The following is a 24044-nucleotide window of genomic DNA, read 5'->3' as shown; positions in this document are numbered from 1 at the left end:
GAGGCTCGGCCTGTTAAAATTCCGCACTTGAAATTTTCCAGGGCCAAGCCGCCCGAACTAGCGAAGGTCTACCGCGATGCGTACCAGCCAATATCTGCTTTCCACTCTCAAGGAAACCCCCTCCGACGCAGAGGTCATCAGCCACCAGCTGATGCTGCGCGCCGGCATGATCCGCAAACTCGCCTCCGGCATGTACGCCTGGCTGCCGACCGGCCTGCGGGTGCTGAAGAAGATCGAGAACATTGTTCGCGAAGAGATGAACAATGCTGGTGCCATCGAAGTCTCCATGCCGGTGGTGCAGCCCGCCGAGCTGTGGCAGGAGTCCGGCCGCTGGGATGACTACGGTCCCGAGCTGTGCCGCCTGACCGACCGCCACAACCGTCCCTTCGTGCTGGGCCCGACCCACGAAGAGGTGATCACCGCCCTGGTGCGCTACGAGGTGAACAGCTACAAGCAGCTGCCGCTGAACCTCTACCAGATCCAGACCAAGTTCCGCGACGAAGTGCGCCCCCGCTTCGGCGTGATGCGCGGCCGCGAGTTCCTGATGAAGGATGCCTACTCCTTCCACATCGACAAGGACTCTCTGGTCGAGACCTACGAGAAGATGCACGCCGCCTACTGCGCCGCCTTCACCCGCATGGGCCTGAACTTCCGCCCGGTACAGGCCGATACCGGCTCCATCGGCGGCACCGGCTCCCACGAATTCCAGGTGCTGGCCGAGAGCGGTGAGGATCTGATCGCCTTCTCCGACAGCTCCGACTACGCCGCCAACATCGAGATGGCCGAGGCGCTGGCACCGGCGGGCGAGCGTCCTGCCGCGACCAAGGCCCTGGCCAAGGTGGCCACCCCGGCCGTGCACACCATCGATGAAGTGGCCGCCTTCCTGGCCGTGGCTCCGGCCGCCATCGCCAAGACCCTGCTGGTACTGGCAGAGGAAGATGAGCACGGCAAGCAGGCGGTCATCGCCCTGGTACTGCGTGGCGACCACGAGCTGAACGAAATCAAAGCCGAGAAGCTCTCTGGCGTTGCCAACCCGCTGACCTTCGCCAACGACGAGCAGATCAAAGCTGCCGCCGGTTGCGACGCAGGCTCCATCGGCCCGGTCGGCTTTGCCGGTCGCATCATCGTCGATCGCAGCGCCGCCCACCTGGCGGACTTCGTCTGCGGCGCCAACGAGACCGGCTTCCACCTGACCGGTGCCAACTGGGATCGCGACATCGCCGCTTACGAGGTTGCCGATCTGCGCAACGTGGTGGAAGGCGACCCCAGCCCCTGCGGCCAGGGCAAGCTGCTGCTCAAGCGTGGCATCGAAGTGGGCCACATCTTCCAGCTGGGGACCAAGTACTCCGAAGCCATGAAGGCGAGCGTGCTGAACGAGGGCGGCAAGTCCGTCACCATGGAGATGGGTTGCTACGGTATCGGGGTCTCCCGCCTGGTGGCCGCCGCCATCGAGCAGAACAACGACCAGTACGGCATCATCTGGCCGGACGCCATCGCCCCGTTCGAAGTGGCAATAGTGCCGATGAACATGCACAAGTCCGAGCGCGTGGCCCTGCAGGCACAGCAGTTCTACGCCGAGCTGAAGGCCGCCGGTGTGGATGTGCTGTTCGATGACCGCAAGGAGCGCCCGGGCGTGATGTTCGCCGACATGGAGCTGCTGGGGATCCCCCACGCCATCGTCATCGGCGACCGCGGCCTCGACAACGGTGTGGTGGAGTACAAGTGCCGCCGCACCGGCGAGAAGCAGGAAGTGGCGATCAGCGAGATCGTCGCCCTGCTCAAGGGCAAGCTGGGTCGCTGATAACGCCGACACCGCCTTTCGCTTTTCATCAGAAAGCCCCGAGAGCCACGGCACTCGGGGCTTTTTATATGGCTCTCAGCCATGGTGCACAAAAATGCGCCTCCAGCGTGAACCATTGAGATAGCTGTATTGCCCTGTACACGGCACGGCTGATTTCCTAGACTGGCGCTCTTTACCCAGCTTGCCCGAGAAGTCATGTCCATCGCCTCAGCCAATACCGTTGTCGTGCTCGACTTCGAGACCACAGGGCTTTCACCCGGACAAGGGGATAGAGCCATCGAGATCGGTGCCGTCAGAATCAAGGATGGCCATATCAGCGAGCGTTTCTCGGCATTGATGAATCCGGGCTTCAACGTGAGCAGCTTCATCGAGCAATATACCGGGATCAGCAATGCCATGCTGAAACAGGCTCCCCCCTGCAACGAGGTGATGGCGGATTTCGTCGACTTTATCGGTGATGACAATCTGGTCGCCCACAACGCCTCCTTCGACAAGCGCTTTCTGGATGCGGAACTAGAGCGATTGCCGGCGCAATACCGCGGGCAGTTCGCCTGCTCCCTGCTGCTGTCGAGGCGCCTGTTTCCCGATGCCCCGGATCACAAGCTGGGTACCCTGGTGCAATACCGGTGCCTGCCCAATGACGGGGTGTTTCACCGCGCCCTGGCGGATGCCGAGGTGACGGCCCACCTCTGGCTTGCCTTGTTGGAAGAGCTGGCGTGTCGACATGGCATTATCGACCCGGATTTTGAATTGCTGCTGACCCTTGGCAAGAAGCCAAAACCGGTGATCCCATCCTTCCTGCGGGAATATGCGGCTCGGAAATAACAGGTGCCGACATGCATCATCAATCATTCATGCCATGTCGGTATTAAATTTACCCGCCTTCAAATCCATGATGGCCCGGCGTAAAGACAGGCAAGAAGATAATTTAGAAAAAAGCGCGCCAAATGGCGCGCTTTTTGTTTCCTTGTCATCTGGCGACAGGGCCGGCTCACGGCGCCTCAGCCATTGCGACCGATAAAGAGATCGGTCACATGGCAGCTGCTGCGCGCCTCCAGGGCGTCCAGCATGTAGGCCGCCGCGTCTTCCGGAGTCATGAAGCCGCTCGGGTCCACGTGATCCGAATTCTCCCAGAATTCGCTGCGGATCCCGCTCGGATAGAGGTTCACCAGCCGCAGGGGCGAGCCCTTGAGCTCGGCCCGCAGGGACTCCAGAAAGCCCCGCATCCCCCACTTGGAGGCGCAGTAGAGGCTCTCGTTGGCCTTGCCGGCCTGGGCCGCCGAGGAGAGCACATTGGCCAGCACGCCGCCCTTTTCGCCGATGAGACGCACGGTCTGCTGGGCCACCAGTATGGTGGAGACGAGGTTGCTCTCCACCACCCGGCGGATCTGCTCGGCGGTGTAGACGCCCACCGGGCCGAACTCGCCGACACCGGCGCAGTGCAGCACCAGATCGGGCAGGCCGCCCCACTCCACCGCGGCGGCAAAGGCGACGTCCACCTCTTCGTGGTGCGCGAGATCGGCGGCGATGCCGACCACGGCGCTGCCGAGACGCAGCTCCTGCTCCTGCAGTTTCTGGTAGCGGCGACCCATCATGGAGACGCGATGGCCGCGCTCAACCAGTCCTATGGTCAGTGCACGCCCGAGCCCGGAGCCCGCGCCAGTCACTATGATATGGCCCATCTTCTCTCCTCATCAGAGCCAGCCATCACTTAGCCGTGATGCGCCGCCCGGGGCGTCAGATCAGAAGGTGAACTCGCCACCGATGAACCAGCCGTCGATAGTCTGGTCGACGCGGTCGAAGTCCATCTCGGCCTCACGCCAGCCGGCACGGATCTTGAGCGGCACGGTGGAGAACTTGTAGGAACCGCCCAGACGGTAGTCGTAGTTGTCGGCATCCTGCACGCGCATGTCGCCGAAGGCCGCAAAGCCCGTCCCCGGGATGCGCACTTCACCGCCGGTGTAGGCCATCAGCACGTCCTTGTCATAGGAGTAGTGCTGGGTGTTGAAATCGCCGTCGTAACGACGACCGGTCAGACCCAGATCGATCTGGAACAGGTCGTTGTTGAACAGGCGATAGTAGAGGCTCAGATCATAGGCCAGCAGATCGTTGTTGAAGGCGCCGCCGCTGCTGCTGAAGTCGGACATCTCGAACTTGGCGTTGGGCAGCAGCAGAATGCCGTGCTCCAGTTGCAGGTAGCCGCTCCAGTTGTAGTTCTCGTCATAGCTGCCAGCACTCACACCGCTGACCTGGCCGCTGCCCTGGGCGTTCCACAGATCGGCACCCGCGGCAAACCGCCAGTCATCGGCGGCGGTGGCGGCGTGGCTGAACAGGGCCAGTACACAACCGGCAATCAAGGTCTTCTTCATCATAAGGCTCCATCATGGACGGGAAAGGCCATCATTTTACCCGGAGTGCACGGAATACCTAGAGTAAAAAGCTGAACAAGCGTCCAGAAATGTCAGTGCTGCATGCCTTTCATCGGCTCGACGGGCTTCACCGGCAGGCTCAGGCCCAGGGTCTGACCATCATCCAGGGTCAGGGTCAGCGGGAAGGGGGTCCCCTGGGAGAGCTCGCGCACCTCGAACAGCATGATGTGCAGGCTGCCGGGCTTGAGGACGGCCTCCCCCCTGGCGGGGATCTCGATGCGCTCCACCTGGCGCATCTTCATCACCCCGTTCTCGTGCAGGTGGGTGTGCAGCTCGGCACGACCCGCCTCCGGGGAAGCCGCCGCCACCAGCGCCACCGGCTTGTCCCCATCGTTCTTGAGTACCATGAAGGCCGCCGTGTTCGGCGAGCCCGGGGGCAGCAGGCGCACATAGCCGTCAACGGCCTCGACCTTGGCCAGCGCGGGGGCGGCCAGGAGCAGGGCCAGGCTGGAGTAAAACGCACGTTTGAACATGGTTGAAATCCTTTTATGATGTTGTTAAACGAAGCGAAGCTTACCCCCTATGGCAAGCTTTTGGCAGCCCCGACAACAAGGATTCAGACATGCCCCTCACAATTCTGACCGAACAGCAGGATGGCCTGCTCATCCTGACCCTCAACCGGCCGGACAAGCGCAATGCCCTCAACACCGGGATGTATCAGGCCCTTGCCGACGCGCTGCGCCAGGCGACCCGGGACGAGCACGTGCATGCCCTGCTGCTGCAGGGACAGCCCGACTGCTTCACCGCCGGCAACGATCTCGCGGACTTCGTGGGGAAGGAGACCCTGGAGGCCGACGACCCCATACTGCAGTTCCTCCACACCCTGGCCGATTTTCCCAAGCCGGTGATCGCCGCCGTCGCGGGCCCGGCGGTGGGGATAGGCACCACCCTGCTGCTGCACTGCGATCTGGTCTATCTGGCGGACAACGCCAGGCTGCAACTGCCCTTCGTCGAGCTGGGGCTGGTGCCCGAGTTCGCCTCCAGCCTGCTGCTGCCCCGCGCCGTGGGCCATCTGAAGGCGGCGGAGCTGCTATTGCTGGCCGACCCCATGGATGCCTCCGAGGCGCTGCGCCTCGGACTCGCCAACCGGGTGCTGGCGGCGTCCGAACTGCTCCCCTTCGCCCGGGAGCAGGGGCTGAGGCTGGCGGCCAAGCCGCCGAAGGCGCTGCAAAAGAGCAAGGCGCTGCTCAGGCAGGAGCTCAAGCAGGCGGTGCACTTCGTCATCGATCTGGAGGCGCGCGCCTTCTCACAGGCGCTGCAGGGGGAGGAGGCCCAGCGCCGCATCGCCCACCGGCTCAGGCGCTGAGGGCCAATCGCTAGTTCAGGCGAAAACGCCCGATCAGCTCGCAGCCCTGCACCTTGTCCTGCACCTGGATCAGTCGGGCGATCTCGGGGTTGGGGTGGCGCTTCAGGAAGGCGAGCAGGGCCGCGCGGCAGCAGCCCAGCTCGCTGATGAGGGATTCGCACGCCCGGTTGGGGCACTGGGGCACCAGGGCGGTGACCAGTTCGGAGGCGAGCTTGAGGTAGCGCAGCTCATAGGCGGGTTCGTCCATGGCACGCCAGAAGTCGGCCATGCGGTGACAGGTGGCGACCCGCATGCTGGCCAGCTCGTCCAGATCCCCGGACGTCAGTTCATACACCTCGCCCAGGGCCTGCTGATAGAGGCAGATGGCCGTGCCAAGTGCCCCCATGTCCAGGGCGTTTTCCGCCTCCAGCATGTAACGTTGCCAGTGTTGATTCGCCATCTTCCTCTCCTCTGCCGACACGAGTGGAACCTGTATCATGGCCAATCGAGAATAAATATCAACCCGAGCCTTTGTGCAGGATCCCTCAGCCCGCCGCTCTTGGCTGGTTGACGCGACACTGTTTGCCGGGATAACCGGGCAGGGTGCCGGCCTTGGCGCCGCAGGCCAGGCGCTTGGCCTCGGCGAGGCGCTCCGCGAGGTTGGCCTCGTTGACCGGCTGCCAGCCCATCTGCTGGCCGAGCCAGCTGGCCCAGGCGAACTCGACGAAATAGACCTGCTCCCCCTTGCTGAAGTAGCCCGCATCCTGCAGCAGCCCCGCCAGGGTGCGGTAGGGGTAGTCCGGCAGATCCCCGATGTGCCGGGGCAGCTGATCCGGGGTCAGGGGCCGGCCCCGTTCATCCTTGAGCCAGGCCCAGTGGTTGTTCTGCATCTGGCTCCAGAAGTTGGCCCTGTCCTGCAGCCGGGCGATCACCTTGACCCTGGCCTGCTTCACCCCCTGCTGCCACAGCGCCTTGGTCAGGTGGTGCCTGTCCACCAGCCAGTAGCCGCCATCGGGGGCAATCACTATGGGGATCTCTTTCTTTTTCATCAATTTGTCGAGCTGCTTCTCGCTCTTGTCCGCCAGCTCCTGCGCCGTGGCGTCCACCTGCAGCTGGCCCACCCCGCCCTGGGTCGGATGAAGCTGGTCGATGCGCACCTCGCACCAGCTCCCCACCGGGCTCTCCTTCTCGCACGGGGCCAGCGCCCAGGCCCCCTGGCTCAGCACACAGGCCAACAAGATCCATGCTCTCATCACTCTCTCCTCCTCGCGCCCCAGACGGGCGCACGTTGACAGCCACCCCGGATATCATGGGACTCACTCTGGCGGTCTGACCAGCAAAGGGGATATCATGATTTCCCGTCTGCCGGCGATGCATTCTCGCCGACTTTTCTCCCCGCTTCACACAATTTGAAGGATTCGCCATGAAAGGATGGAGCCCCCTGCTGGCCCTGCTGGGTTGCGTCAGTGTCCAGGCCGCCGATGTACCGCCCGGCACTGAACTCGCCGCCGAACAGGCGGTCGTGCGTCATCTCAAGGATGAGCCGGCCAGCCTGAGCCCCCTCAAGCTGGTCGGCCTGCCGGAGCTGCAGGTGCTCAGGGATCTCTACGAGGGGTTGCTGACCCAGGGGCCGGACGGCAAGGTGCTGCCCGGGGTGGCCGCCCGCTGGGAGAACAGGGGCAACCGGCAGTTCACATTCCACCTGAGGCCCGATGCCCGCTGGTCCAACGGGGATCCCGTGCGCGCCGCCGACTTCGTCTACGGCTGGCGCAAACTGGTCGATCCGAAAGAAGCCGCCACCTTCGCCTGGTTCGCCCAGCTTGCCCGCTTCGACAAGGTGGACGACATCGTAGCCGGCAAGCTGGCCCCCGAGGCGCTCGGGGTGAAGGCCCTCGACCAGCATACCCTGCAGGTGACCCTCTCCCAGCCGGTGCCCTACTTCCTGAGCCTGCTGACCCACCCCAGCCTGTCGCCGCTGCACAGGGCCAGCATGGAACAATACGGCAGCCAGTGGACCCAGCCCGGCAAGCTGGTGGGCAACGGCGCCTTCGTGCTGAGTCACCGGGTGGTGAACGAAAAGCTGGAGCTGACCCCCAACCCCTACTACTGGGATCGCGCCCATACCGTGTTGACCAAGGTCACCTTCGTCCCCATCAACCAGGAGAGTGCGGCCACCCTCCGCTACCTGGCCGGGGATCTGCACATCACCGAGTCCTTCCCCAAGGAGCAGTATCACAAGCTGATGCAGCAGATCCCGGGCGAGGTCCATACCCCGGATCAGCTCGGCACCTACTACTACGCCTTCAACACCCAACGCCCGCCTCTCGACGACGTGCGGGTGCGCAAGGCGCTCTCCTACACCATCGATCGGGGCCTGATTGCCGACAAGGTGCTGGGGACAGGCGAGAAGCCCGCCTACCACTTCACCCCGGACGTGACCGCCGGCTTCGCGCCCAAGCCCAACCTGATCTCCACCCGCAGCCAGCAGGCGCTCGACGAGCAGGCCAGGGCGCTGCTCAAGGAGGCCGGTTACGGCCCGGACAAGCCCCTCAAGCTGACCCTGCTGTACAACACGGCGGAGATCCACAAGAAGATGGCGCTGGCCATCGCCAACCTGTGGAAGCAGAAGCTGGGGGCCAGGGTCGAGCTCACCAACCAGGAGTGGAAGAGCTACCTCGACAGCCGCCAGAGCGGCCAGTTCGAGGTGATCCGCTCCTCCTGGGTGGCCGATTACAACGACCCGTCCGCCTTCCTCGGCCTCTGGGGATCCGGCCACAGCGGCAATATGGCCCGTTTCGCGAACCCCCATTACGACACCCTGCTGACCAGGGCGGCCGCCAGCCAGGACCCCGCCGAGCGGGCCCGCCTGTTCGACGAGGCCGAGACCATACTGCAGGAGGAGGCGCCGATCGCCCCCATCTATCAGTACACCAACGCCCGGCTGATCAAGCCCTGGCTCAAGGGCTATCCCATCAACAACCCGGAAGACGTGGCCTACAGCCGCCAGCTCTACCTCGTCAAGCACTGAGCAATAGAGGGGCCAGCCTGTCTGGCCCCCTCCTGGCACTGTTCCCGTTCAAGTTCCCGGCATAGAATGCCGCTTCTCTTCGTCCATCAGCCCGTTGATTCGATCGCCCTATGCGTTGTCTGCCCCTGATTGCCCTGTTGATCGCCCTCCCCGCCCAGGCCGCCAGTGAAACCGAGTGCCGCCAGGCCTTCCTCGAATGGATGCTGGACCAGCAGAAGCAGTTCAGCGATCGCAAGGCCAGCAAGATGGAGCGGCGCAACGCCGAGCGAGCCATCGATCGGGCTCGCGAGGCCTTCGCCAAACAGGAGAGTTTCTGCCAGGCCATGGCCTGGGTCGACGGGGATACGGGCCGGGATCCCCGCTTCAAGCCGAGAACGGGGGAGATCCACGACTTCACCCCCCGAAGCTGATCCCGCCGCACAGGCCCGCCATCTACGACTTTTTTCAGTCTTCATCCCGTGGATTTGTTGACCCAAGCCAAGGTGGTGTCACACCCCGCATCTACAATGACGCCGTAACAGTCACAAAAAATAAAAACAAATTTATCAGTTACTTGGCTCATTCAGGATGCGCACATGACCACAAACCCACAAGAGGGGGAGATCCGTTTCCCCGATTACATCTCGCTGATTTCGACCACGGATCCCAGCAGTCACATCACCTACGCCAACCAGCACTTCTGCGACGTGGCCGGCTACAGCGCCGCCGAGATGGAGGGGGTGCCCCACAACCTGGTGCGCCACCCCGACATGCCCAAGGCCGCCTTCGCCGACATGTGGCGCCGGCTGCAGCAGGGCAAGAGCTGGATGGGGCTGGTGAAGAACCGCACCAAGAGCGGCCAGTTCTACTGGGTCAATGCCTATGTCACCCCCATCCTCAACGAACGGCGGCAGATCATCGAATACCAGTCGGTCCGCACCCGTCCGCAGGATCACGACATCGCCTGGGCGGAGCAGCTCTATGCCCGGATCCGCGCCGGCAGGGCGCTACCCTGGCTCAGCCGACTCACCCTGGAGCCGGGACAGCTCACCCTGCTGCTGTGCGGGCTGGCCCTGGCGGGCATGGGGGCCGCCCTGGTGACGGGCCAGGCCGGATGGGGCGCCATCACCCTGCTCTGCCTGCTGGCCCAGATGGGGCATGGCTGGCACCAGCAGCGGCGGCTGGCCCGGCTGCTGGCCATGGCCGGCGAGGAGCTGGGCACGCCCCTGTGCCAGGTGCTCTACGCCCGGCGGCAGGACGGTCTGGGGGCCCTCGAGCTGCTGCTGCGCATGAGGAAGGCCGAGCTCAGGGCCGTGGTGGGGCGCAGCGCCGACACCAACCAGCAGATCCTGCAGGCGGCGGAGGATGACAGGGGCCATATCCAGACCATAGACACCCACCTGCAACAGCAGCGGGCCCAGAGCGAGCAGCTGGCGGCGGCCATCACCGAGATGAGCCACTCCATTCGCGACGTGGCCGACAACGCCCACCAGGCCAACGCCCTGGTGAGCGAGGTGCAGCAGGTGTCTGAGAGCGGCCGGCAGGCGCTCGCGACCACCCGCGCCTCGGTGAACCAGCTGCATCAGGAGCTGGATGCCAGTCAGGCGGTGCTGGCCCGCCTGAACCAGGACAGCCAGAAGATCAGCGGCATCCTGGAGGTCATCGGGCAGATCGCGGATCAGACCAACCTGCTCTCCCTCAATGCGGCCATCGAGGCGGCCCGGGCCGGCGAGCAGGGGCGCGGCTTTGCGGTGGTGGCCGACGAGATCCGGGCTCTGGCCCAGAAGACCCGCAGCTCCACCGGTGAGATCAGCGAGATGATAGGGGCCCTGCAGCAGAGCACCCGGCAGTTGTCAGATGGCATGGCCCAGGGGGCGCAAACCTCGGAGCGCTGCCAGCAGCACATGGGGGCTACCGCCGAGGTGCTCGACCAGATCAACCAGATGCTGACCCGGGTGACCCACACCAGCGACGAGATAGCCCAGGCGGTCAGCCAGCAGGCGGATGTCACCAGCACCCTGGATCAGGGGATACAGCAGATCCATCAGCTGGCGAGCCACACCGCGGACAACAGCCGACAGGCGCTGGATGGCATCACCCTGCTGGTGGAGCGGCTGCAAAACCTCTCCCGCCTGATCACCCAGTTCCACGACTGAAATTGCCCTCCGTGTAGCCAGGCGCGTCTCCGGACGCGCTGCGATTTCTCCGCCACCACCCCTTGATGCCAGACGCCGGCCCTACCCGGTTGCGCTCCCCTCCTCCGTTTCTCACCCCCATATGGGGCCTTTCATACATTTGTAACAAAAATGTAAATGGAATTACTCCAACGCCCGCCATAACAGTCACTTTCCATCGTGCCTCAACCAAAAGGACTTCATGATGCACAACGCTCTGAGCTATGCCGCCCTGCTGCTCGCCGGCGCCCTGCCGCTGCAGGCGCTGGCCGACACCGATGTCTACCTCACCAACAACAGCCCGGAACCCCTGCAACTGACGGTCAACCAAAGCGGCAGCGGCCAGCTGCAGGCTGGCAGCCAGTGGATTCAGCACAGGACGGAGCTGGGCCCCTGGGAGAGCGCCATGGTGCTCAGCTTCAATCGCTACGAGGGAGTGCAGGCGGGCAAGCTCTATCTGTTCGAAACCCGTGTCACCACCGCCGGCGGCGACACCTATCGCCTCAACCAGCGGATGGAGGGCACCTGGTGGAACAGCACCCTGCAGCACGGCGGCGAGACGCCGACCGCCAGCTCCGGCTGGCAGAACGATCGCGCCCTGCATCGCACCCGGGGACCGCAGGAGCTGGCCTTCGCCGCCAAGTTCACCGGCCGTTACGACGATCTGCACTACATGCTCACCCCACCACAACAGCGGGAGCAGCCGGAACCGGCAGAAGACAAGCTCAAGGTCGCCAGCTACAACGTCTGGGCCCTGCCGGTGATCGCCGCCAGCATAGGCGAGCGGCTGGCGCTGCTGCCCGATCATCTCAAGGGCTATGACGCCCTGCTGTTGCAGGAGGTGTTCGACGGTCGGCGCGAGGGCTTCCTGCAGGCGCTGGCCAGGGAGTACCCCTACCAGACCAAGGTGCTCGACAAGCCCGGGGTCAACATCCACGACGGCGGCGTGGTGATCGTCAGCCGCTACCCCATAGTGCGCGAGGCCCAGCTGGTCTATCCCCAGTGCACCGGCACCGACTGCTTCGCCGACAAGGGGGTGATGTACGCCGAGGTGATCAAGGGGGGCAAGGCCTGGCACCTGTTTGCCACCCACACCGCCAGCTTCGACACCGACGAGGCGCGCCGGCTGCGCCAGATCCAGTTCGGCCAGATCCGCACCCTGGCCGCCAGCCTCGGGATCCCGGCAAGCGACACCGTCATCTACGGTGGCGACTTCAACGTCAACAAGCGCAAGTTCGCCGACGACTACGCCGGCATGCTGGCCAACCTCAACGCCCATGAGCCCGCCTATGGCGGCTACACCGAGGCCACCTTCGATCCCAGGATCAACCCCTACGCCGGCGGGCCCCTCTCAGGCGGCGCCAACGTCGAGTATCTGGACTATCTGGTGGTGAGCCAGGAGTACGGCACCGTCAGCCACAACCTCAACAGCGTCTGGATCCCGCGCAGCAGCGATGGCAGCCTCTGGCCCGCCAGCAACCTCTCCGATCACTTCCCGGTCAAGGGAGAGATCAGCCGATGAAGCGCCGTTACGGGTTCCTGGCCCTGGCGGTGCTGGCGCTGTTGCTGCTCCACCTCGGCTGGCAGGAGGCGCCCGAGCGGCCGGCGCTCACCAGCCAGAGCGCTCGGCCAGCCGCCGCCGAGTCACCGCAGACACAGCCGCCACTGGCCCCCGCTACCGGCCCGATTGCCACCACCGCCGCGCCAGCCAGCCCAGCACAGGTCCCTGCCAGCTGGCGCGATCTGCCGGACGAGATGAATCGGCAGCTCGCCAGCGAGGTCAGCGACAGCGAGCAGCCGCTGGCCGAGCGGCTCGCCAATCTGGAGGCGATAGAGGCCCAATGGCTGAGCGAGGGGGAGAGCCTGTTTCGGCTGCAGGGGCGCTACGCCCTGGCACTCGAGCAGCTGGCGCAGGAGAGCGAGCAGCTAACCCTGGCCGAGCGGCTGGCGGCCCTCAGCCGGCTGCAGGATGAGTGGGCGGCGGATCATCCGGATCTGGCGGCGGATCTGTTCAACCCGGATGCCCGCTTGCAGCAGGCGCGCCAGCTGTGGGGGGACGAGGAGCTGGCGACCCTGGCTCGCCACTTCCTGCCGGTCGGGCAGGCCGAGGCGACCATGCAGTTCGCCGCCAGCCGGCAACAGCAGCTGGCGCAGCGCAGCCACTATCAGCAGCAGCTGGCCGAGCTGGAGCAGCAGCTGGCGGCCAGCCGAGGCAACATGGACGAGGCCAGCTGGCAGCAGCACAGGGAGGTGGTGCTCGGGCAGTTTAGGCGCGACTTCTTCGCCCAGGAGCAGGGCCGGCCCTGAACCGGCGACGGCCTGGGGAGTCTGATCGCCACAAGAGAAAGGGCCCGTCAGGGCCCTTGATGTTTGCCGGGTCATCAGGCCAGCGGATAGCTGGCCGCCAACCCGTTCTCGCAGTGCCAGTTGGCCCACAGCTTGCTGTCGCTGCCCATCTGCAGGGTGGCGAAGTTGCGGGTGCGCAGATAGACGGGGGCGCCGAACGGCTTGATCAGCTCGGCGCGGATCAGCCGGCTCTCGTCGAGGTATTCGGGATCGTCGTTGGTCATGGCGAGGATCCCCGTCCATTGGAACTGGGTGGGGCAGGGATGCACTATGCCGGAGGAGACCAGCTGGTGCACGTTGAGCACCCCGTCCCGCTTGTCCTGGATCACCCCGAGGCAGCCCACGTGCACGTCGCCGGAGAGGATCAGGGTCTTGCAGCCAGGATCCCGCTGGCGACGATTTTTGGCGTTGTCCAGCAGCCGCATGATGAGGCGGGCCCGCTCCCCCTCGTGCGACTTGGCGCGCCAGTGATCCTTGAGATCGTCGGTCAGCTCCTCCTCCCAGGGGGTCGCATCGAACGCCGCCTCGGTGAAGGAGAAGTCGCGATAGACCACGGGCACCCCGGTCATGACCAGCAGGTGCCCCTCGCCGCAATCGGCCAGTCCCCCGTTGATCTGATCCCACTGCTCCCGGCTCATCACCTGGCTCTGGGTGCGAGTCGCCCTGTTGTCCAGGGCCAGGATCTGGTAGCCCCGAAAACGCAGTCGCCAGGAGTGATGGGCCAGGTTCGCAGGATCCAGCAAGGAGGCATTGGCAGCGGAGCGCAGCTGGAACAGCCGGAAATACTTGGCGGCGGCGGCATAGATGGCCTGATAGACCTCACAGCCCTGCAAGTCGGCGGGATAGCTGCCCCAGCCATCGAAGATGTCGTGATCGTCCCACATCATGACGCTCGGCACCCGGGCCAGCATGGCGGCCACCTCGGGGCGGTTCCACTGCCGGCAGTAGAGTTCGCAATAGAAGCGATCGAGCTGCTCCACCATGGTCCGGGTCGCCTTGCGTTTGACCTTCTCCACCCGATCCAGCTCGTTCCAGGCCTTCAGGGTCGGTACCGAGGTCCAGAGGGAGTCGGCATAGACCTGATCCCCGCCCATCAGCAACAGCGAGAAGGGATGCTCCCTGTGCTCGGCGGCCAGCTTGTCCCACATCACATAGGGCTGGGGGGTGGAGGTGAGCAGCTTGAAGTCGGAGAAACCGTTGCAGGAGGCATACCCGATGCGCACCCGCTCCTCCCGCCCCGGCAGATGAAACTGCCACTGGCTTATCCCGGCCAGATCCCGGGCGGCCACACCGTCCAGCAGGATCTCGTAATCGACCGTGCTGGCCCGGGCCTCCGGGGTCGCCGACCAGACGGCGCGCCAGAACGCCCCTCTGGGGGTATCCGCCTGCTTGCTGGCGGTCAGCAGCCTGCCATTGATCCTGACGCTGGCCCCCTTGAAGCCCGCCACCGCCAGGAAACAGATGCTGTATTGTGTCTCAGATTCGAGCCCCAGCAGGGGCCCCATTACCAGGGTCGTCATCCGCTATCCTCCATGGTCCAGTCCATGGAGCATACCGAAACAGGCCTCCTTTGATACTGCCCAACCGGGCAGCGTCGCGCCTAGGCCTTGCCCTTGAACTGCCTGATGCTGCGCTTGCCCTGGGTGCGCCGGTTTGCCTGCTTGTCCCTGGGGGCCCGCTTGCCCTCCCCGCTCGCCGGCTGATCGGTCACCGGGAAGCCGTCGAGCGCCGCCAGCGGCAGGGGCCGCCCGGTCAGGGCCCGTATCGCCTCGAGCGCCCCGCCGTCGCCGTGGCAGGTGAGGGAGATGGCGAGCCCGCTGCGCCCGGCCCGGGCGGTGCGGCCGATGCGGTGCACATACACGGGGGCATGGGCAGGCAGATCCAGGTTGATCACCAGGGGCAGCGCCTCCACGTGAATGCCCCGCGCCATCAGATCCGTGGCCACCAGCGCCCGTACCCTGCCCGTCCTGAAGTCGGCCAGCGCCTGCTCCCGCACCGCCTGCTCCTTGTCCCCGTGCAGAGCCGCCACCGCAATGCCCCCCCTGGCGAGCTTCTTCGCCACTCCGTCGGCGTCGTCCCTGGCGCTGATGAAGACCAGCACCTGGGACCAGTCGTGCGCCTTGAGCAGGGCGATCAGCGCCGGCACCTTGCTGCTCCTGTTGACCAGATAGAGCCGCTCCTCGATCTCGCTCACCAGGCTGTGGAGGGGCTCGGCCTCGATACGCACCGGATCCCGCAACAGGCCGGTGGCCAGGCTCTCCAACTCGGCCGGCAGGGTGGCCGAGAACAGCAGGGTCTGACGCTCGGCGGGCATCGCCTTTATCAGCCACTGGATATCGGGCCAGAAGCCCATCTCCAGCAGGCGGTCCGCCTCGTCCAGCACCAGGCAGCGCAGCGCGCCCAGCCCCAGCACCTGCTGGGCCAGCAAGTCCCGCAGCCGCCCCGGCGTCGCCACCAGCAGTTGCGGCCCCAGGGCCAGCTCGGCCTGTTGCAGCTCCTGCGCCACGCCACCGCACAGGGTCAGGACCCGCAGCCCCAATCCTTCGGCCACCCCTTGCAGGGCGGCGCTCACCTGGCTGGCCAGCTCGCGGGTCGGCACCAGCACCAGTCCCTGCACCCGATCGGAGGCCGCGTCCAGCCGCTGCAGCAGCGGCAGGCCGAATGCCAGGGTCTTGCCGCTGCCGGTGCGGGCCAGGGCCAGCAGATCCCGGCCGGCCAACGCCGCCGGTATGGCCAGGCGCTGGACGGGAGTGGGCGTGTGCAGGGTCGCGGGCAAGGCGGCCAGCAGGGGGGGAGCGAGGGAGAGTTCGTCAAAGGTCATGGGGCTACGCAGATAGAGGCTGAACGAGGATGTGGGGGCGAAGTCTAGCCAGAGCCGTCCCATAAGTAAAAGGATCGGGATATGCAATGAAAACGGCCTGCCCCGTGTGCACGGGGCAGGCCGTCAGGCAATCAGGAGAGGGCGCGAATTACAGGGCAGCCAGGGCGGCGGCGTAGTTCGGCTCGTCGGCGACTTCGGCCACCAGCTCGCTGTGCAGCACCTTGTCGTGCTCGTCCAGTACGACGATGGCACGGGCAGCCAGACCCACCAGCGGACCGGAGGAGAAGGCCACGCCATAGTCCTGCAGGAAGGAGGCGCCGCGCAGGGTGGAGAGGTTCACCACCTTGTCCAGCCCCTCGGCGCCGCAGAAACGGGCCTGGGCGAACGGCAGGTCGGCGGAGATGCACAGCACCACGGCGTTGTTCAGGGCGCTGGCCTGCTCGTTGAACTTGCGCACCGAGGTGGCGCAGGTCGGGGTATCGACGCTCGGGAAGATGTTCAGGATCTTGCGCTGACCGGCGAAGTTCGCCAGGGTCACATCGGACAGATCCTTGGCAACCAGGGAGAAGGGCTTGGCCTGCTCGCCGGCGACGGGGAAGTGACCGGAAACGGAGACAGGGTTGCCTTGCAGGGTGACGGTATTGCTCATGTTAGGTCCTTGATTATCGGTGTGGGATCCAGGGTCCACAGTATAGGCCTGCCGGGCGGGGACAAACACCCGCTAACAAGAGGGATTTGCGCCCTGCTCCCGTCCCCCGCGCTTTCCAGCCACGGGACTTGGGATCAGACACCCGGACAAAGACCACAAACCGGGCTTGACCTTGGACTAAAGACCAAGGTTTACACTGGGTCCAGACATCGGGGATCCCGCAGGGGCGGGATCCACTCAAGAGGGACTCATCATGAGCAAATCCTGCTGCGGCCATTCCCATGCCGCCCCCATCAAGGGCATCGTCAAGGCCGCCCCCCACGAGCACCAGCACGACAGCCACTGCTGCGACAACGCCGCCCCGACCCAGGGTTGCCAGCGTCAGGCCTCCCGGGATCACCAGGAGCACGGCACAGGCGAATGTACCGGGGATGAGGATCCCCCCGCCGGGGCCAAAAGCCCGCCCCCTGCGCATCATGCACACGCCCCCGACGGCCCCCTGCCTGCCCCCACCCGCGACAGCCGCCGCCACAGCTGGCAGGTGCTGGGGATGGACTGCCCCAGCTGCGCCCGCAAGATAGAGACCGCCGTCAGCCGGGTCGAGGGGGTCACCCAGGCTCGCGTGCTGTTCGCCACCGAGAAGCTGGTGGTGGATCTGGCCCCCGGCCTCTCCCCCGATCCCGTCACCGCCGCCGTGCTGGCCGCCGGTTTCCAGCTCAAGGGAAACACCCAGGCGATAAAAGCCGATGACAAGCAGCGCAGCCCCTGGCTGGCGACGCTGGGCAACTTGTTCAGCAAATATGGGCAACCCCTGTCGCTGGCGGCCCTGATGGGGATCGCCGCCCTGTTGCCGGACACCCTCGGCAAGCCGCTGTTTGTCCTGGCGACCCTCTGGGGGCTCTGGCCCGTCGCCCGCAAGGCCTGGGCACTGACCCAAAGCGGCTCCCCCTTCGCCATCGAAACCCTGATGACAGTCGCCGCCGTGGGGGCACTGTTCCTCGGCGAGACCGCCGAGGCGGCCATGGTGCTGCTGCTCTTCATGCTGGGGGAGCATCTGGAATCCTACGCCGCCGGCCGCGCCCGCGCCGGGGTCACCGCCCTGATGGCGCTGGTGCCGGACAAGGCGCTGCGCCTCCGCAAGACCCCCGAAGGGGAGCTGCGTGAAGAGGTGGCGGCCGAGCAGCTGCGTCCCGGCGACCTTGTCGAGATCGCCCCGGGCGCCCGACTGCCCGCCGATGCCGTGCTGCTCGACCCACTCGGGGCCTTCGACGAGAGCGCCCTGACCGGCGAATCTATCCCGGTGGAGCGCCGCCGGGGTGACAGGGTGCCCGCCGGCAGTCTGGCGGCGGATCGGGTGCTGCGCCTGGAGGTGGTCTCCGAGCCCGGCCACAACGCCATCGACCGCATCCTGCACCTGATCGAGGAGGCCGAGAGCCAGCGCGCGCACATAGAGCGCTTCATCGACCGTTTCAGCCGCTGGTACACCCCGGCCATGATGCTGATCGCCCTGCTGGTGATGCTGGTGCCACCGCTCGCCTTCGGCCAGGCGTGGGATCCGTGGATCTACCGCGCCCTGGCGCTGCTGCTGATCGGCTGCCCCTGCGCCCTGGTCATCTCCACCCCGGCGGCCGTCACCTCGGCCCTGGCGGCGGCCACCCGCCAGGGTGCCCTGATCAAGGGGGGCGCGGCCCTGGAGCGCCTCGCCCACATCGATACGGTGGCGTTCGACAAGACCGGCACACTGACCCTGGGCAAGCCGCAGCTGACCGACGTCATCGCCCTGAACGACCGGGGTGAGGACGCGTTGCTGGCCCTGGCGGCAACCATCGAGCAGGGCTCCCATCACCCGCTGGCCAAGGCGATTGTGGCGGCGGCCGGCGAACGTGGCCTCAGCCTCGCCGCGGCCCAGGCGCTGCGTGCCCTGCCCGGCATGGGGGTGGAGGGTCGCATCGACGGCACCCTCTGGCAGCTGCTGGCACCGAGCCGGGTCGCCGCCCTGGATGCGGCGGTGCAGGCCAGGATTGCCACCCTGGAGCAGCAGGGCAAGACGGTGGTGGTGCTCGCTCAGCCCGACACCGCCCCGGCGGCCCTGCTGGCCCTGCGGGACCAGATCCGGCCCGAGGCCGCGGCGGCCTTGCAGGAGCTCAAGGTGCTGGGATTGCAGAGCCTTATGCTGACCGGGGACAACCCGCGCACCGCCGAGGCCATCGCCACCGAACTCGGCATGAGCTGGCGCGCCGGCCTGTTGCCCCAGGGCAAGGTGGAGGAGATAGCCAGACTCGCCGAGACCCAGAGGGTGGCCATGATAGGGGATGGCATCAACGACGCCCCGGCCATGAAGCGGGCCAGCATCGGCATCGCCATGGGGGGCGGCACCGACGTGGCGCTGGAGACCGCGGACGCGGCCCTGACCCACAACCAGCTCGGTGGCCTGGCCGCCATGATCAGGCTCTCGCGCGCGGCGCTCGCCAACATCCACCAGAACATAGCGCTGGCGCTGGGGCTCAAGGCCGTCTTCCTGGTCACCAGCCTGCTCGGCATCACGGGTCTGTGGATAGCGGTGCTGGCGGATACCGGCGCCACCGCCCTGGTCACCGCCAACGCCCTGCGCCTGCTGCGCAAGCGCTAAGCCGGCCCTTAACGGCACAGCCAACAGCCGCCCCCAGTGGGGCGGCTTTTTTTATTGCCTCGCCCACGACGACAAAGAAAAAGCGCGCCTGCCGGTCGGCAGTCGCGCTTTGCTTACTCTCTCGGTGTTATCCCGCCCTTGGCGAGGCGGAATTCAACCCGGGGCTGCCGAGCCAGCCCCGGGCTCAATGGGAAGGCTTACTTGGCGCTGCACTCCTGGATCACGGCGGTGCCCGGCTTAGCCGCAGCCGGATCCACCTTCACCAGCACGCTCCACAGACCCTGCGGCAGGGTGATCTTGTTGTTGGCGCTGGCTGGCTGGGAGAAGGCAAACGGATAGCCTGTCTCGGCCTGAACTTCACCACCGCCATTGATCAGGTACTCCTTGCTCCAGTCCTCGTTGGCCACCTTGAACTCTGTGGTGCCGGTGTAGTTGAACGCGACCTGATAGATGGCGAGATCGCCCTCCATCCCCTTGTAGCTCAACTGGTACTGAGGCTGGGGATTCCAGCCAGACAGCTCACCCTTGACGAACAGGTTGTAGCCGAGCGGGTTGCCCGCCACCGTATCCAGCACCTTGCAGCCCTGCACCGGCTCGGTGTAGCTGACGCTCAAGGTCGGCTTGTCCTTGTTCATGGCGGTAAAGACGAACTTGTAGGTGCCCGCCTTGTCCACATTGAACGGCAGATCCCCGCCGTTGGCGCAGAGCGCGCTGACCTGGCCGGTTGCCAGCTGGTCGGTATCGCTGCACTTGCCGTAGTTGACGGGGCCGCCCCAGTCGCTGCCGGCGATCTTCACCTGGGTCGTCCCCAGCTGATCCGTCGTCACTTCGGTGGTGAACTCATAGGTGTAGTTGCCACTGAAGCTCATCTTGTTGACCGGATCCCAGGCCCCCAAGAAGCCACGGACAAACACCTCGGTATCACCGAAGGGTGGCAAGGTGCTCAGATCCGTCTTCTTGCTCACCGGCAGACCCGCGCCTTGGGCGCCGTTCTGCGGCTTGACGAAGACGGCGGCGGACCAGGCCCCCAGGGTCAGCTCACCGTTCCCCACGGCGGCGCCGCTGGCGATGCTGTCGACGTCGCGATGGGCACCGCTCAGCACCAGACCGGAGAGGTCGATGGGCTGATCGTCGCCGTCACGGAAGTCGCCGATGCTCTGGCTCTGGCTGGTGGCGTTGATCATCACCACCAGGCCGTCGATGGCCGGATCCAGATCCGCGCCGGCCTTGCTGCCATCGTCCACCGTCATCACGATGAGACCCGGAGTCTGATCCGGCCCGGTGTTGCGGAAGTCAACCCGCTTGATCACCTCGGCACCACTGCCCAGACGCAGCAGGCGGGAGGATTGACGCAGCTCGGACAGCTCCTGGTAGAAGCTCACCATCTGCGCCATCTCGGCCGAACCCGGCTTGGCGTGCTGGCCGAGCACCTGCTCGATCAACTCGTAGTTGGCCTCGTCCTTGTCCTTGCGCGGCAGGCCCTTGTCGAAGTTGTTGTCGCCCAGGGTATAGTCGACCCGGTTGTACCAGTCGCCGGAGTCATAGCTGTCCCGCTCCATGGACTTGGAGCGCAGCAGTTCCACCCCTGCGTGGGTGAAGGGAATGCCCTGACCCAGCATGGCGGTAGCGAGCGACACCCCCTGCATCCGCACCAGATCGGCCCCCGCCGGCGCCTTGTAGACCAGGTTGTCGAACAGGGTCTGGTTGTCGTGCTTGTCGACATAGTTCTGGATTTCGGTCGGATCCTGGGCATAGCCCGCGGGCTGACCGTTGTAGTCGATGTCGGACCCCTTCTTCGGTACGCCGTCCTTGTCGGTCAGCACGAACTCCTTGAGGTTGCCCGCCATGCCGAGGCGCACCAGGTCTGCAAGGTGTTTCGCGCTATCCTCGTCAACTTTGCTTGCCTCGTTCTGGTCAACGAAGGCGCCGTTGCCAAAGCCCTGGGTTTCACGGATGGCATCACCGCCGTCGAACGGGCTGCCGCCGCGCACCGCATCCCGCAACCGGTCGGAGAAGGAGCCGATGCCGGTACCGGCCAGGTGTTTCTGGGTCGCCTGCACGAAGCGCTTGTCATCCTGCACTTCGCCGAAGTTCCACCCCTCGCCGTAGAAGTACATGTCCGGGTTGACCTTCTTCACCTCGGCCAGGGCCTGCACCATCTGATCCTTCGGGTGGTGACCCATCAGGTCGAAGCGGAAGGCGTCGATCTTGTAGTCCCGCGCCCAGGTGACCAGGGAGTCATCCATCAGCTTGGCGAACATGGCGTGTTCAGGTGCCGTGTTGGAGCAGCAGGTGGAGTTTTCCACCGAGCCGGTCTCCGGGTTCAGGCGCTGGTAGTACCAGGGCACTATCTTGTCGAGCACGGACTTCGGCCCCAGGCCCGCCTCGTTGGTGTGGTTGTAGACCACGTCCATCACCACGTTCATGCCGATGTTCTGCTTGATGGCCATGACCATCTCGCGGAACTCCTTGATCCGGGTCGTCCCCTCCGCATCGGTGGCGTAGGAGCCTTCCGGCGTGGTGTAGTGGTAGGGGTCATAACCCCAGTTGAAGGAGTCCACGCCGCGCAGATAGCCGTACAGCTCCTGTACGACCGGGTTCTCCTTGCTGTCGCTGGCTTGCAGATCTGCCAGCACGGCCTCGATGGTCTGGCCGCCGCCACAGTGGCTCGCAAACTTGGAGTTCTTGACCTCGGCATTGACCTCGCACAGCTTGCTGAAGTCGTCGCCGATGTTGGCCACCTTGGCCGGATCCTCGTTGACGGTGGCGATGTCGAACACCGGCAGCAGGTGCAGGTGGCTGACGCCGCTCTTGGCCAGGGATTGCAGGTGCTTGACCGGCACGCTGTCGGGCTGGGTCAGGCCGAGGAACTTGCCGCGCTTCTCTGCATCGGTCGAGGCGTCGTTGCCGGTCAGATCCCGGACATGGGCCTCATAAATGGTGATGTCGGCGGGGTTCTGCTGGCTGTGGGGCGCCTTCAGGCTGTCCCAGCCGTCCGGCTTGAGGGCCGGATCGTCGAGATCCACCACCTGGCTGAACTCGGAGTTCATGGCCAGGCTCAGGGAGTAGGGGTCGGTCACCTGATAGGATTCCAGCTTGCGGCTGACCGGGTGATAGACCTGGATGTCGTAGCGATAGTATTTGCCCACCAGATCGCTGCCCCCCTGTACGCTCCAGCTGCCGCTGGCCTCGTCCAGGGTCATGGCACGCTCGCCGATGGCGTTGTGCTGCTCGTCGAACAGCGCCAGCTTGACCGACTTGGCGGTCGGCGCCCAGAGCCGGAAGGTGACATTGCCCCCCTCGACCACGGCACCGTAGGCCAGCTTGGTGGCCGCTTCGCTGTAGAGGGCATCAAGGGCGCCGGCGCTCTGCACCAGGGTGGCGCCCTGCAGGATGCCGTCGGCATCGGTGCCGATGGCCACCAGCTCACCCTTGAGCAGGGGCTTGAGATCCTGCCCCGCCGGCAGGGCGAAGGCGGCGGCATCCTTGAGATGCGGGTACTTGGCCTGCTGCTCGGCCGTCAGGCTGGTCGGGGTCAGCTTGAGGTAGGGGAAGTCAAACACCCCCTCGGCGTTGGCGGTGATGGTGCCGGACTCGGTGTAGTAGAGGCGGACGTGGGGCTTGTCCTTGCCCCCTTGCCAGATCAGGGTGTTGCCGTCGATCAGGTGGGCGCTGGCCCCCGCCACGCCGAAGGCGGCGGTGAAGGCGTCGGCCCGGCTGCCGAAGATCTCGTTCTTGCCGGCGACTATGGCCACGGTGCGATCCGGGTGATCGCTGAAGACCACCTTCATGTCGGCGCCGGTCAGGTTCGCCAGATCGCCGTTGCGGGCGATGAAGTTGATGCAGCCTTCCATCTTGCTGAGGGGCACCACCCAGCTCGGGCCGAAGCTGTCCGCCGCGGACGGCGTCTTGCTCTTGTCGTCCCAGCTCGCGTTCAGGCCGCCGTCGGCGGTGGAGTTGCAGGCGTCGTTGTTCCACAGATGCAGGCTGTGACCCGCGAAGGGGCCGTCGACGCCACGGGCCGCGCTGCTCTGGGTGTCGACCAGGGCGATGACCGCCTCATTGGGACCGGCCACCAGCTGCTCGGCCGGGGGTTGCACATTGGGAAGGCGAGCGACGGGCTCATCCTGGGGAGTCGGGGTGGAGGGTGAAGAACTGTTGTCGTTACAGCCTGACAAAAGCGCGAGCAGTGAGGCTGTTACCAGCGCCACCTTGGTCTTTTTCATATCCATTTTTTTATAATTCCCGCTGTAGTTGGTCTCGATACTCGAGGTGCCCGGTCGTGGCCGAGCGGTGTCATATTAATCAGCGGAGATTGTCGTAAATGTGAGCGGATGGGCAAAAAAAACCAACCCGTTTCAACAAGATAACGTTTTCATAACGAAAATTGGATCGGGCTCACAGACCGGCAGGCACTTTCGGCACATACCAGCAGAGAGATGGGGAACACGGGCGAAATCAATGCCTAATCAAGTGGATAGAGGGAGCCATGAGAGATGAAACGGATTGAGGAGCAGGCGAGGCGGCTGGATCAGGAGTATCAGGGGATTGCCCAGCTGTTCGATCAATTCTGCCAGCAGGCCGGTGCGCTCGCCGAGCGCTACCACTTCTTCAACTGGCCGGACTACGAGGAGAGTCCGCCCCTCTCCCGCGCCTTCACCCTGCTGGGAGAGCCGCGGGAGCTGCGCCTGCGCTGCCAGCCCGGCGAACGGGGGGCCCTGAACGGCCTCATCCAGGTGTGCGGCGAGGAGGGCAAGGTCCACGCCAGCCTGGGTTTTCGCGCCGACGGCCACCTGCTGCTGGAGCCAGGCCAACTGCTCGATGACCCCCCGGGATTGCTGCTCAGGCTGATGCTGGGCTCCCTCTGGCAGGATCTGGGGGGCAGCGAGGGACAGCGCTGACC

General features: G+C 65.4%; 19 protein-coding genes. 10 read left to right on the top strand and 9 right to left on the bottom strand.

Going from position 1 to position 24044, the window contains the following annotated elements; translation table 11 throughout:
• Positions 1–76: 76 nt before the first annotated feature.
• Both I6L39_RS09900 and I6L39_RS09895 read left to right on the top strand, forming a co-directional pair.
• The gene (locus I6L39_RS09900; RefSeq protein WP_216991679.1) at positions 77–1801 is read left to right on the top strand and encodes a proline--tRNA ligase; all 1725 of its coding nucleotides are present in this window, start codon (positions 77–79) and stop codon (positions 1799–1801) included.
• 195 nt (positions 1802–1996) lie between these two features.
• Positions 1997–2626: a PolC-type DNA polymerase III gene (locus I6L39_RS09895; RefSeq protein ID WP_216991678.1), complete on the top strand. Its 630-nt coding sequence runs from the start codon at positions 1997–1999 to the stop codon at positions 2624–2626.
• Positions 2627–2802: 176 nt separating this feature from the next.
• Here the strand turns inward: I6L39_RS09895 and I6L39_RS09890 are convergent, their stop codons facing one another.
• The 3 genes from I6L39_RS09890 to I6L39_RS09880 all read right to left on the bottom strand — a co-directional run bounded on the left by I6L39_RS09890 (position 2803) and on the right by I6L39_RS09880 (position 4703).
• The gene (locus tag I6L39_RS09890; RefSeq protein ID WP_042074092.1) at positions 2803–3483 is read right to left on the bottom strand and encodes an SDR family oxidoreductase; all 681 of its coding nucleotides are present in this window, start codon (positions 3481–3483) and stop codon (positions 2803–2805) included.
• A 60-nt stretch (positions 3484–3543) separates the two neighbouring features.
• On the bottom strand, positions 3544–4170 hold the full coding sequence (locus I6L39_RS09885; protein WP_042074091.1) for a TIGR04219 family outer membrane beta-barrel protein: 627 nt from the start codon (positions 4168–4170) through the stop codon (positions 3544–3546).
• Positions 4171–4262: 92 nt separating this feature from the next.
• Complete coding sequence (locus tag I6L39_RS09880; protein WP_161469979.1) at positions 4263–4703, bottom strand: copper chaperone PCu(A)C; 441 nt, start codon at positions 4701–4703, stop codon at positions 4263–4265.
• A gap of 89 nt (positions 4704–4792) precedes the next feature.
• Here I6L39_RS09880 and I6L39_RS09875 point away from each other — a divergent pair, with 89 nt between their 5' ends.
• A complete protein-coding gene (locus tag I6L39_RS09875) occupies positions 4793–5536 on the top strand; it encodes an enoyl-CoA hydratase-related protein (RefSeq protein WP_161469980.1) in 744 nt (247 codons plus the stop codon).
• Between the two features lie 10 nt (positions 5537–5546).
• Here I6L39_RS09875 and I6L39_RS09870 read toward each other — a convergent pair whose 3' ends face one another.
• Both I6L39_RS09870 and I6L39_RS09865 read right to left on the bottom strand, forming a co-directional pair.
• The gene (locus tag I6L39_RS09870; protein WP_042074087.1) at positions 5547–5975 is read right to left on the bottom strand and encodes a DUF2753 family protein; all 429 of its coding nucleotides are present in this window, start codon (positions 5973–5975) and stop codon (positions 5547–5549) included.
• A gap of 85 nt (positions 5976–6060) precedes the next feature.
• Entirely contained in the window at positions 6061–6768 is a 708-nt protein-coding gene (locus I6L39_RS09865; RefSeq protein WP_216991677.1) for a ParB-like protein, read from the bottom strand.
• A 170-nt stretch (positions 6769–6938) separates the two neighbouring features.
• Here I6L39_RS09865 and I6L39_RS09860 point away from each other — a divergent pair, with 170 nt between their 5' ends.
• The 5 genes from I6L39_RS09860 (at position 6939) to I6L39_RS09840 (ending at position 13003) form a co-directional block, all read left to right on the top strand.
• A complete protein-coding gene (locus tag I6L39_RS09860; RefSeq protein ID WP_216991676.1) occupies positions 6939–8543 on the top strand; it encodes an ABC transporter substrate-binding protein in 1605 nt (534 codons plus the stop codon).
• 110 nt (positions 8544–8653) lie between these two features.
• Positions 8654–8953 carry a hypothetical protein gene (locus I6L39_RS09855; RefSeq protein WP_209794730.1) on the top strand — a complete coding sequence of 100 codons (300 nt, stop codon included), beginning with the start codon at positions 8654–8656 and terminating at the stop codon, positions 8951–8953.
• A 165-nt stretch (positions 8954–9118) separates the two neighbouring features.
• Positions 9119–10678: a PAS domain-containing methyl-accepting chemotaxis protein gene (locus tag I6L39_RS09850; RefSeq protein WP_216991675.1), complete on the top strand. Its 1560-nt coding sequence runs from the start codon at positions 9119–9121 to the stop codon at positions 10676–10678.
• Positions 10679–10901: 223 nt separating this feature from the next.
• A complete protein-coding gene (locus tag I6L39_RS09845) occupies positions 10902–12218 on the top strand; it encodes a sphingomyelin phosphodiesterase (RefSeq protein WP_216991674.1) in 1317 nt (438 codons plus the stop codon).
• Entirely contained in the window at positions 12215–13003 is a 789-nt protein-coding gene (locus I6L39_RS09840) for a hypothetical protein (protein ID WP_216991673.1), read from the top strand. The genes I6L39_RS09845 and I6L39_RS09840 overlap by 4 nt, the downstream gene beginning before the upstream one ends.
• A gap of 74 nt (positions 13004–13077) precedes the next feature.
• Here the strand turns inward: I6L39_RS09840 and I6L39_RS09835 are convergent, their stop codons facing one another.
• From I6L39_RS09835 to tpx, 3 genes are all read right to left on the bottom strand, one after another.
• Positions 13078–14562: an alkaline phosphatase D family protein gene (locus I6L39_RS09835; protein WP_216991672.1), complete on the bottom strand. Its 1485-nt coding sequence runs from the start codon at positions 14560–14562 to the stop codon at positions 13078–13080.
• A gap of 80 nt (positions 14563–14642) precedes the next feature.
• Positions 14643–15863 carry a DEAD/DEAH box helicase gene (locus tag I6L39_RS09830; RefSeq protein WP_216991671.1) on the bottom strand — a complete coding sequence of 407 codons (1221 nt, stop codon included), beginning with the start codon at positions 15861–15863 and terminating at the stop codon, positions 14643–14645.
• Positions 15864–16011: 148 nt separating this feature from the next.
• Positions 16012–16512, bottom strand: coding sequence for a thiol peroxidase (tpx, locus tag I6L39_RS09825; protein ID WP_209794736.1), 501 nt, complete (start codon positions 16510–16512; stop codon positions 16012–16014).
• Positions 16513–16765: 253 nt separating this feature from the next.
• On the opposite strand from tpx, the gene I6L39_RS09820 reads away from it, so the two are divergent.
• Positions 16766–19141, top strand: coding sequence for a zinc/cadmium/mercury/lead-transporting ATPase (locus I6L39_RS09820; protein ID WP_216991670.1), 2376 nt, complete (start codon positions 16766–16768; stop codon positions 19139–19141).
• A 197-nt stretch (positions 19142–19338) separates the two neighbouring features.
• On the opposite strand, the gene pulA is transcribed toward I6L39_RS09820, so the two are convergent.
• On the bottom strand, positions 19339–23373 hold the full coding sequence (gene pulA / locus I6L39_RS09815; RefSeq protein ID WP_042078633.1) for a pullulanase-type alpha-1,6-glucosidase: 4035 nt from the start codon (positions 23371–23373) through the stop codon (positions 19339–19341).
• 264 nt (positions 23374–23637) lie between these two features.
• Between pulA and I6L39_RS09810 the strand changes: the two genes are divergently transcribed.
• Complete coding sequence (locus I6L39_RS09810) at positions 23638–24042, top strand: hypothetical protein (protein ID WP_209794739.1); 405 nt, start codon at positions 23638–23640, stop codon at positions 24040–24042.
• Positions 24043–24044: the final 2 nt, after the last annotated feature.

This window comes from Aeromonas sp. FDAARGOS 1409 (genome assembly GCF_019048705.1).
In the GTDB taxonomy this organism is placed as follows: Bacteria; Pseudomonadota; Gammaproteobacteria; order Enterobacterales; family Aeromonadaceae; genus Aeromonas; species Aeromonas sanarellii.
Note: the sequence above shows the minus strand (reverse complement) of the source record. Positions and strands in the feature narration are given on the sequence as shown.

Bases quoted from the DNA above. Each gene is read 5' to 3' on its own strand.
- I6L39_RS09830 (WP_216991671.1), bottom strand. From the start codon at position 15,863: ATGACCTTTGACGAACTCTCCCTCGCTCCCCCCCTGCTGGCCGCCTTG.
- I6L39_RS09820 (WP_216991670.1), top strand. From the start codon at position 16,766: ATGAGCAAATCCTGCTGCGGCCATTCCCATGCCGCCCCCATCAAGGGC.
- tpx (WP_209794736.1), bottom strand. From the start codon at position 16,512: ATGAGCAATACCGTCACCCTGCAAGGCAACCCTGTCTCCGTTTCCGGT.
- I6L39_RS09860 (WP_216991676.1), top strand. From the start codon at position 6,939: ATGAAAGGATGGAGCCCCCTGCTGGCCCTGCTGGGTTGCGTCAGTGTC.
- I6L39_RS09810 (WP_209794739.1), top strand. From the start codon at position 23,638: ATGAAACGGATTGAGGAGCAGGCGAGGCGGCTGGATCAGGAGTATCAG.
- I6L39_RS09870 (WP_042074087.1), bottom strand. From the start codon at position 5,975: ATGGCGAATCAACACTGGCAACGTTACATGCTGGAGGCGGAAAACGCC.
- I6L39_RS09865 (WP_216991677.1), bottom strand. From the start codon at position 6,768: ATGAGAGCATGGATCTTGTTGGCCTGTGTGCTGAGCCAGGGGGCCTGG.
- I6L39_RS09875 (WP_161469980.1), top strand. From the start codon at position 4,793: ATGCCCCTCACAATTCTGACCGAACAGCAGGATGGCCTGCTCATCCTG.
- I6L39_RS09840 (WP_216991673.1), top strand. From the start codon at position 12,215: ATGAAGCGCCGTTACGGGTTCCTGGCCCTGGCGGTGCTGGCGCTGTTG.
- I6L39_RS09890 (WP_042074092.1), bottom strand. From the start codon at position 3,483: ATGGGCCATATCATAGTGACTGGCGCGGGCTCCGGGCTCGGGCGTGCA.
- I6L39_RS09850 (WP_216991675.1), top strand. From the start codon at position 9,119: ATGACCACAAACCCACAAGAGGGGGAGATCCGTTTCCCCGATTACATC.
- I6L39_RS09900 (WP_216991679.1), top strand. From the start codon at position 77: ATGCGTACCAGCCAATATCTGCTTTCCACTCTCAAGGAAACCCCCTCC.
- I6L39_RS09880 (WP_161469979.1), bottom strand. From the start codon at position 4,703: ATGTTCAAACGTGCGTTTTACTCCAGCCTGGCCCTGCTCCTGGCCGCC.
- I6L39_RS09885 (WP_042074091.1), bottom strand. From the start codon at position 4,170: ATGAAGAAGACCTTGATTGCCGGTTGTGTACTGGCCCTGTTCAGCCAC.
- I6L39_RS09845 (WP_216991674.1), top strand. From the start codon at position 10,902: ATGCACAACGCTCTGAGCTATGCCGCCCTGCTGCTCGCCGGCGCCCTG.
- I6L39_RS09855 (WP_209794730.1), top strand. From the start codon at position 8,654: ATGCGTTGTCTGCCCCTGATTGCCCTGTTGATCGCCCTCCCCGCCCAG.
- I6L39_RS09895 (WP_216991678.1), top strand. From the start codon at position 1,997: ATGTCCATCGCCTCAGCCAATACCGTTGTCGTGCTCGACTTCGAGACC.
- I6L39_RS09835 (WP_216991672.1), bottom strand. From the start codon at position 14,562: ATGACGACCCTGGTAATGGGGCCCCTGCTGGGGCTCGAATCTGAGACA.
- pulA (WP_042078633.1), bottom strand. From the start codon at position 23,373: ATGGATATGAAAAAGACCAAGGTGGCGCTGGTAACAGCCTCACTGCTC.